The sequence below is a fragment of the Streptomyces sp. GC420 genome (assembly GCF_009916105.1).
Classification (GTDB): Bacteria; Actinomycetota; Actinomycetes; order Streptomycetales; family Streptomycetaceae; genus Streptomyces.
Genome location: NZ_JAAAXQ010000353.1, coordinates 1 through 8,124 on the forward strand (window position 1 = coordinate 1; position 8,124 = coordinate 8,124).

Sequence of the window (8,124 nt, forward strand, 5' to 3'; positions counted from 1 at the left end):
GGGGAGGGGACCCACGGCTCGGACGGGCCAGGGGAGCGGGTGACCGTGCTCGACACGCGGCTGATGAGCGGCTGGACCCTGGCCGCACGCCGGGGTGGTCCGCCGCTGATCACAATGCCGCTGACGCCGGTCGAGCCCGGCGCCCAGGAGGGTCTCTTCTGAACCGTGGGCGGCCTCCTGGCCGTGCAACCCGTCGAGACCGTCCGGCCATCTCAGGCCACCTCGATGGCGGGCAGGGACAGCGCCTTTTCGAACCGATCACTGGACGCCGGCGCACACCGCGGCGGAAAGTGATTGGCGGCTGCACCGAATTCGCACCGCCCATGTCGCATCCCGAGGGAGAAGCATGCCCGCGTTCCCCGCTCCTGCCCATGAACCGCCGTACCGCGCCGTAGTCCTCACCTCCCGCCCTACCGGTGGCGACGGCGCCGGCGCCGAGGGCTCCCACGCCTCGACGACGGACGCGCTGTGACGGCGCGCCCGTCGGACGGCGGGGCAGGCACGGACGGCGGCGGGGCCGGCATGGCCGACCGGGCCGACGCGGCCGACAGGACCGACGCGGCAGGTGTCACGGCGTTCTGGCAGGGGCTCGGGCTGCCGGGACTCGTCGACGTGCACACGCACTTCATGCCGGAGCGCGTGCTGAGCAAGGTGTGGGCGTACTTCGACGCCGTGGGGCCGCTGACGGGCAGGGAGTGGCCGATCACCTACCGGCACGAGGAGGAGGAACGGGTCCGGCTGCTACGGGAGTTCGGCGTCCGGGCCTTCACTTCCATGCTGTACCCGCACAAGCAGGGCATGGCGGAGTGGCTCAACTCCTGGGCCGCCGGGTTCGCCGCCCGGGTGCCGGACTCGCTGCACACCGCCACGCTCTTCCCCGAGCCCGGCGTCGGGCGCTACGTGCGGGAGGCGGTGGACGCAGGCGCCCGCGTCTTCAAGGCGCACCTCCAGGTCGGGGCGTACGACGCGAACGACCCCCGGCTCGACGAGGCGTGGGGGCTGCTGGCGGAGGCGCGCGTCCCCGTGGTCATGCACTGCGGTTCCGGGCCGGCGCCCGGGAAGCACACCGGTCCCGAGCCGGTCGGCCGGCTGCTCGCCCGCCACCCGGGGCTGTCGCTGATCGTCGCGCACATGGGCATGCCGGAGTACGCCGACTTCCTGGACCTCGCCGAGCGGTACCCGGAGGTGCGGCTGGACACCACCATGGCGTTCACGGACTTCTCCGAGGCCATGATGCCGTTCCCGCGGCGGGACCTCGGACGGCTCGCGGCCCTCGGGGACCGGATCCTGCTCGGCTCGGACTTCCCGAACATCCCGTACCCGTACCGCCACCAGCTGGACGCGCTGGAGCGGCTCGGGCTGGGGGAGGACTGGCTGCGGGCGGTGTGCTGGGGGAACGCGGCCGAGCTGTTCGACCTGCGGTTCTGAGACCGCTCGCGGGCCGGGTCGGCGCACGGCCGCTCCCGGCCCCGCACTGATCCTGTGCGGCTCCTGTGGGTTCTCAGACAATTCACAGGTTCGGGAAAGGGTCTTCTCAGGACCGCGGACCACCGTACGTCTTATGACCGCGACCTCTCCCCACCACCGCACCGAACTGCTCAGGCCAGACGGCTCGCCCGTCCGCGTGCTCGTCGTCGACGACGAGGCGTCCCTCACCGAGCTGCTTTCCATGGCCCTGCGCTACGAGGGATGGGAAGTGCGCAGCGCGGGCGACGGCACCGGGGCCCTGCGCACCGCCCGTGAATTCCGCCCGGACGCCGTCGTCCTCGACATGATGCTGCCCGACATGGACGGTCTCGCCGTCCTCGGCAGACTCCGCCGCGACCTGCCCGAGGTGCCGGTGCTGTTCCTCACCGCGAAGGACGCGGTCGAGGACCGGATCGCCGGTCTGACCGCGGGCGGCGACGACTACGTCACCAAGCCGTTCAGCCTGGAGGAGGTCGTGGCCCGGCTGCGTGGGCTGATCCGCAGGTCCGGAGCCGGGACGGTGCGCGGTGAGTCGGTGCTCGCCGTCGGCGATCTCGTCCTGGACGAGGACAGTCACGAGGTGACCAGGGGCGGTGTCGAGATCCACCTCACCGCCACCGAGTTCGAGCTGCTGCGCTTCCTGATGCGCAACCCGCGCCGGGTGCTGAGCAAGGCCCAGATCCTGGACCGGGTCTGGTCGTACGACTTCGGGGGCCAGGCCAACGTCGTCGAGCTGTACATCTCGTACCTGCGCCGGAAGATCGACGCCGGCCGGGAACCGATGATCCACACCCGTCGTGGCGCCGGCTACTTGATCAAGGCCGCAGAGTCCTCGGCCACCCTGTGATCGCGCCGGCCCCCTTCGCCGCGGAGCGGGCGGGCGCGGCCGCCCCGCCGCCCCCGCCCAGCAGACCGTCGCCCAGCAGACCGTCGCGCGGCAGACCGTCGCGCGGCAGACCGTCGCGCGGCAGGCGGCGGCGCGGGTCGCTGCGGACCCGGCTGGTGCTGATGGTCGTGGCGCTGGCCGCCGTGGTGTGCGCGGTGATCGGGTCGGTGACGACGATCGCCCTGCACCAGTATCTGTTCAACCAGCTGGACACCCGGGTCACCGAGGTCGGGAAGCGGGCGGTCGGTCCGCCCGACGAGAAGAACAAGCCACTCCGCCCGGACGAGGGAACCGGCCTGGGGCCCGGAACCGACCCCGGAACCGGCGCCGTCACCGACCCCGGAACCGGCGCGGTCGGCAGCGACGAGGACGAGAGCGGGCTCGGCTGGGTCATCCGGGGTGGCCAGGCCTACGGCACCCTCGGCGCGGTCGTCAGCGGGGGGAAGGCCACCCAGGGCCAGTACAGCAAGAACACCGAGGCCGGCATGCCATCCGCCGTCACCCTCACCGACGCGCAACTGGACGCCCTGAACGGCGTCCCCAGGGACCTCGACCAGCACACCGTGGAGATACCCGGCCTGGGCGAGTACCGCGTCGCCTACGCCACGGACGGCGAGAGCGGCTACTTCGTGGGGCTCCCCACCGCCGACGTCGAAGCCACCCTCGACACCCTCATCGTCATCGAGGTCTGCGTCACCGGCGCCGGACTGATCGCCGCCGCGCTGGCCGGCACCGCCATGGTCGGGGTCGCCCTGCGTCCGCTGCGCCGGGTCGCCGCGACCGCCACCCGTGTCTCCGAACTGCCGCTGCACGTCGGTGAAGTGGCCCTGCACGAGCGGGTGCCGGACGCCGAGGCCGATCCACGGACCGAGGTGGGCCAGGTCGGCGCGGCGCTGAACCGGATGCTCGGCCATGTCGGGGCCGCACTGACGTCCCGCCAGGAGAGCGAGATGCGGGTACGGCAGTTCGTCGCCGACGCCAGCCACGAGCTGCGCACCCCGCTCGCCTCCATCCGCGGATACGCCGAACTGACCAGACGCGGACGGGAACAGACCGGCCCCGACACCCGGCACGCGCTCGGCCGCATCGAGTCCGAGGCCCACCGGATGACGGGCCTGGTGGAGGACCTGCTGCTGCTCGCGCGGCTGGACGCCGGGCGTCCGCTGTCCTACCAGGAGTGCGACCTGTCGATGCTGGTGGTCGATGCCGTCAGCGATGCCCAGGTCGCCGGCCGGGACCACAAGTGGCGCCTGGAACTCGCCGACGAGCCCGCCATGGTGAACGGTGACGGTGCACGGTTGCATCAGGTCCTCGTCAACCTCCTCGCCAACGCCCGTACGCACACCCCGCCCGGTACGACGGTCACCGCGCGCGTGCTGCGGCAGGGGCCATGGGTGACCCTGGAGGTCGAGGACGACGGCCAGGGCATCCCGCACGAGCTGATCCCCCACGTCTTCGAGCGCTTCGCGCGCGGTGACGCCTCCCGTTCCCGGTCGTCCGGCGGCCGTTCCACGGGTGCCGGGTCGACCGGTCTGGGGCTGGCGATCGTGCAGGCCGTGGTGACCGCGCACGACGGTCAGGTGCAGGTCGACAGCCGGCCCGGCCGTACCGTCTTCGCCGTTCACCTGCCGGTAACGCACTCACAGGCACAGCACAGTCGGGCCACACAGATGTGACAGCGCGGCCGCCGAAGGTCGTGGATATGACCCCCCAGACATCACTCGGCACGCTTCCGGCCCGCGAGCATCTGCCCGTCGGCAGGACTGAGACGGTGCTCGATGTCGTGATCCCCGTCTACAACGAGGAACTCGACCTCGAATCCTGCGTGCACAGGCTCCGCGACCACCTGACCCGCACCTTCCCGTACCGCTTCCGGATCACCATCGCGGACAACGCGAGCACGGACGGCACCCCGCTGATCGCCGCCCGGCTCGCCGCGACGCTCGACGAGGTGTCCTCGGTCCGGCTGGAGCAGAAGGGGCGGGGGCGCGCGCTGCGGACCGTCTGGTCGGCCTCCGACGCGCCCGTCCTCGCGTACATGGACGTCGACCTCTCCACCGACCTGAACGCGCTGCTGCCGCTGGTGGCCCCGCTGATCTCCGGGCACTCGGACCTGGCGATCGGCTCCCGGCTCGCGCGCAGCTCCCGCGTCGTACGGGGACCGAAGCGGGAGTTCGTCTCGCGGATGTACAACCTGATCCTGCGCGGCTCGCTCCAGGCCCGGTTCTCCGACGCGCAGTGCGGCTTCAAGGCCGTGCGCAGGGACGTGGCGGAACGGCTGCTGCCGATGGTCGAGGACAGCGGATGGTTCTTCGACACCGAGATGCTGGTGCTCGCGGAACGCGCCGGGCTGCGCATCCACGAGGTACCGGTCGACTGGGTCGACGACCCCCGCTCCACGGTCCACATCGTGCGCACCGCGACCGAAGACCTGAAGGGCGTCTGGCGGGTCGGGCGGGCGCTGGCCACGGGGGCCCTGCCACTGGACCGGCTGGCGCGGCCGTTCGGCGACGACCCGCGCGACCGGCAGCTGAACGGGGTGCCGGGCGGGCTCGCCCGGCAGCTCGTGGGCTTCTGCGCGGTCGGGGCTTTCAGCACGATCTTCTACCTGCTCCTGTACACGCTGTTCCGGCAGGGCGTCGGTTCCCAGACCGCCAACGCCCTCGCGCTGCTGCTCTCCGCGATCGCCAACACGGCGGCCAACCGCAGGCTCACCTTCGGAGTGCGGGGCCCGGAGCGCGCGGTACGGCACCAGGCACAGGGCCTGGTCGTCTTCGGCATAGGTCTCGCCCTGACCAGCGGCTCCCTGGCCGCCCTGAACGTGGCGGCCGGCGACCCCTCGCGCGGCACGGAACTGGCCGTCCTGGTCGCGGCCAACCTGGCGGCGACGGTCCTGCGGTTCCTGCTGTTCCGCGCCTGGGTCTTCCCGGACCGGGCGGCCGCGGGCAACTCCCCCGCCACCGTTCCTTCTCCTGCGCCCGTCCCCACCCCTTCTCACCCTTCTTCTCCTTCCTCTTCCTCCTCCTCTTCCGCGGAGGCGGGTGCGTCGGCCGGGGGCCGCGTGTCGTACGGCGGCGCCCCCGAGCCCGGGGACTACGTCCACCGCGGCCACGCGCCCCAGGACCGGACGGTCCGGCTCCGCCCGGTCGAGGCGAACGCCCCGTCTCCGTACGACTACTCCGGCGCCCACCGCCACGACCGCGACCACGACCGCGACCATGGCCGTGACGGCGGCCGCGACTACTACGACCGCGACTACTACGACCGCGGTTACGACAACGACCACGGCTACGACCCGAGGAACGCCCGATGAGCACGCCGCACCATCACCAGGCCACCCCAGAGCGCTCCTTGTGGGGCCCGCCATCCGGGCCACCGTCCCCGGAGGGCGGCACCCGGAACGGACCGGGACCGGGCGACCCGGACCCGTCGCCGGTCACGGAACCGGCGCTCACCGCCGCCGCGCGTTCCGACGCGGCCGTCACCCCCGTCCGGGCCGAGCAGCTCTGGCCCGTCGGCACCTCTGCCGACGCACCTGACGGCGCACCGGCCGGAACGCGGGACCCGGCGGGGGCCGCGGTCGCCGCCGGCCCGGTGGCCGCGGGCCCGGTCGCCGGCGGACGGCCCGCGCCCGCGCCCGGGCCGACGGGTGCGGACGGTGGCGCCACCGGCGGTGGGCGCCTCGCCCGGCTGTGGCGCGGGCGGCCCGAGGACGCCCGGTGGGTACGGCCCGCGTTCCTCGGGCTGCTGCTCGCCACCTTCCTGGCGTACCTGTACAACCTGTCCGCCTCCGGTTACGCCAACTCCTTCTACTCCGCGGCCGTCCAGGCCGGCAGCGAGAGCTGGAAGGCCCTCTTCTTCGGCTCCCTGGACGCCGCCAACGCGATCACCGTGGACAAGCCCCCGGCCGCCCTCTGGCCGATGGCCCTGTCGGTACGGCTGTTCGGCCTCGGCTCCTGGCAGATCCTGCTGCCCGAGGTGCTGATGGGCGTCGCCACCGTCGGCGTGCTCTACGCCGCCGTGCGGCGCCGGTTCGGCGCGGGCGCCGGTCTCATCGCGGGCGCCGCGTTCGCGCTGACGCCCGTCGCCGCGCTGATGTTCCGCTTCAACAACCCGGACGCACTGCTCGCGCTGCTGATGACCGTCACCGTCTACTGCGTGCTGCGCGCCATGGAGGAGGCGCAGACGAAGTGGCTGGTCCTGGCCGGTGTCGCGGTCGGTTTCGCCTTTCTGGCCAAGACGCTTCAGGCCTTCCTCATCCTGCCCGCGCTGGCGGCCGTCTACCTGCTCCTCGCGCCGACGGGGATGAAGAAGCGGATCGGCCAGTTGCTGGCGGCCGGTGGCGCGATGGTGCTCGCGGGCGGCTGGTGGGTCGCGATCGTCGAACTCTGGCCCGCGTCCTCCCGCCCGTACATCGGAGGCTCGCAGAACAACAGCTTCCTGGAACTGACCTTCGGCTACAACGGTCTTGGCCGCATCAACGGCGAGGAGACCGGCAGCGTCGGCGGCGGCCAGGGCGGCGGCTGGGGCGAGACGGGCATCGGCCGGATGTTCGGCTCCTCGATCGGTGGCCAGATCTCCTGGCTGCTGCCGGCCGCACTGATCCTGCTGGTCGCGGGGCTCGCCGTCACCTGGAGGGCGAAGCGTGCGGACACCGCGCGGGCCGCCTTCCTCGCCTGGGGCGGCTCACTGCTGATGACGGTCCTCGTCTTCAGCTTCATGCAGGGCATCTTCCACGAGTACTACACCGTGGCCCTCGCCCCGTACGTCGCCGCACTGGTCGGCATGGGGGCCGCCGTGCTGTGGGAGGAGCGGCGTTCGGTCGCCGCGTCCGCCACGCTTGGCGGCACGGTCGCGGTCACGGCCGTCTGGTCGTACGTCCTGCTGGGCCGCTCGTCCGACTTCATGCCCTGGCTGAGGTGGGCCGTGCTGATCGGCGGGCTCGCGGCCGCGGCCGGCCTGCTCCTCGCGTCCCGTGCCGGGCGGCGGCTTGCCCTCGCCGCGGCCGGACTCGGGCTGGCGGCCTCGCTGGCCGGCCCGGTCGCGTACACCTGGGACACCCTCCAGACCGGCCACTCGGGTTCGATCGTGACGGCCGGCCCGTCGACGGGCGGCAGCGGTGGGCCCGGCGGCGGTCCGGGCGGTGGCGGCGGCCCCGGCGGCGGTGGCGGTATGCAGCAGCCGCCCGGCGGACAGAGCCAGCAGAACGGCCAGGGCCAGGGACAGGGGCAGCTCCCGGGCGGCGGCCCCGGCGGGCAGCCCGGCGGCGGCACCGGACAGGCGCCCGGCGGCGGTACGGGGCAGATGCCCGGCGGCGGTACGGGCGACGGCGGCGCAGGCGGCGCGGGCGGCGGTGGCGGCGGCATGGGCGGTCTGCTGGGCGGCACCAGTGTCGACGCGGAGACCCGGGCGGCCCTGCTGGAGAACGCCGACGACTACACCTGGGTGGCCGCCGCCATCGGTTCGCAGAACGCGGCCAGCTACCAACTGTCCACCGGGGAACCGGTCATGGCGATCGGCGGCTTCAACGGCAGCGACCCGTCCCCCACTCTCGCCGAGTTCAAGGAGTACGTGCAGGAGGGCAGGATCCACTACTTCGTCGCGGGCGGCGGCATGGGCGGCGGCATGGGCGGCGGTGGCCAGAACGGCGGCAGCGGCGCGGCGTCCGAGATCAGTGCCTGGGTGCAGGAGAACTTCGGGCAGGTCGCGGTCGGCAGCGCCACGATGTACGACCTGACCCAGCAGAAGTAGCGGCCGGCACGGGAAAGGGG

General features: G+C 73.0%; 6 protein-coding genes. All 6 read left to right on the forward strand.

What is annotated here, in order from left to right; translation table 11 throughout:
• The first annotated feature begins 346 nt into the window (after positions 1–346).
• The 6 genes from GUY61_RS41340 to GUY61_RS30735 all read left to right on the forward strand — a co-directional run bounded on the left by GUY61_RS41340 (position 347) and on the right by GUY61_RS30735 (position 8,104).
• On the forward strand, positions 347–472 hold the full coding sequence (locus GUY61_RS41340; protein WP_279576877.1) for a hypothetical protein: 126 nt from the start codon (positions 347–349) through the stop codon (positions 470–472).
• Positions 473–522: 50 nt separating this feature from the next.
• Entirely contained in the window at positions 523–1,428 is a 906-nt protein-coding gene (locus tag GUY61_RS30715) for an amidohydrolase family protein (RefSeq protein WP_166633524.1), read from the forward strand.
• Positions 1,429–1,561: 133 nt separating this feature from the next.
• On the forward strand, positions 1,562–2,314 hold the full coding sequence (locus tag GUY61_RS30720; protein ID WP_166633522.1) for a response regulator transcription factor: 753 nt from the start codon (positions 1,562–1,564) through the stop codon (positions 2,312–2,314).
• Positions 2,315–2,475: 161 nt separating this feature from the next.
• Positions 2,476–4,029 (forward strand): cell wall metabolism sensor histidine kinase WalK, encoded by a 1,554-nt coding sequence (locus GUY61_RS30725; protein WP_166633525.1) that lies wholly within the window; start codon positions 2,476–2,478, stop codon positions 4,027–4,029.
• 26 nt (positions 4,030–4,055) lie between these two features.
• The gene (locus tag GUY61_RS30730) at positions 4,056–5,666 is read left to right on the forward strand and encodes a glycosyltransferase (RefSeq protein WP_243766866.1); all 1,611 of its coding nucleotides are present in this window, start codon (positions 4,056–4,058) and stop codon (positions 5,664–5,666) included.
• Positions 5,663–8,104: a glycosyltransferase family 39 protein gene (locus GUY61_RS30735; protein WP_166633523.1), complete on the forward strand. Its 2,442-nt coding sequence runs from the start codon at positions 5,663–5,665 to the stop codon at positions 8,102–8,104. Before GUY61_RS30730 ends, GUY61_RS30735 begins: the two co-directional genes overlap by 4 nt.
• Positions 8,105–8,124: the final 20 nt, after the last annotated feature.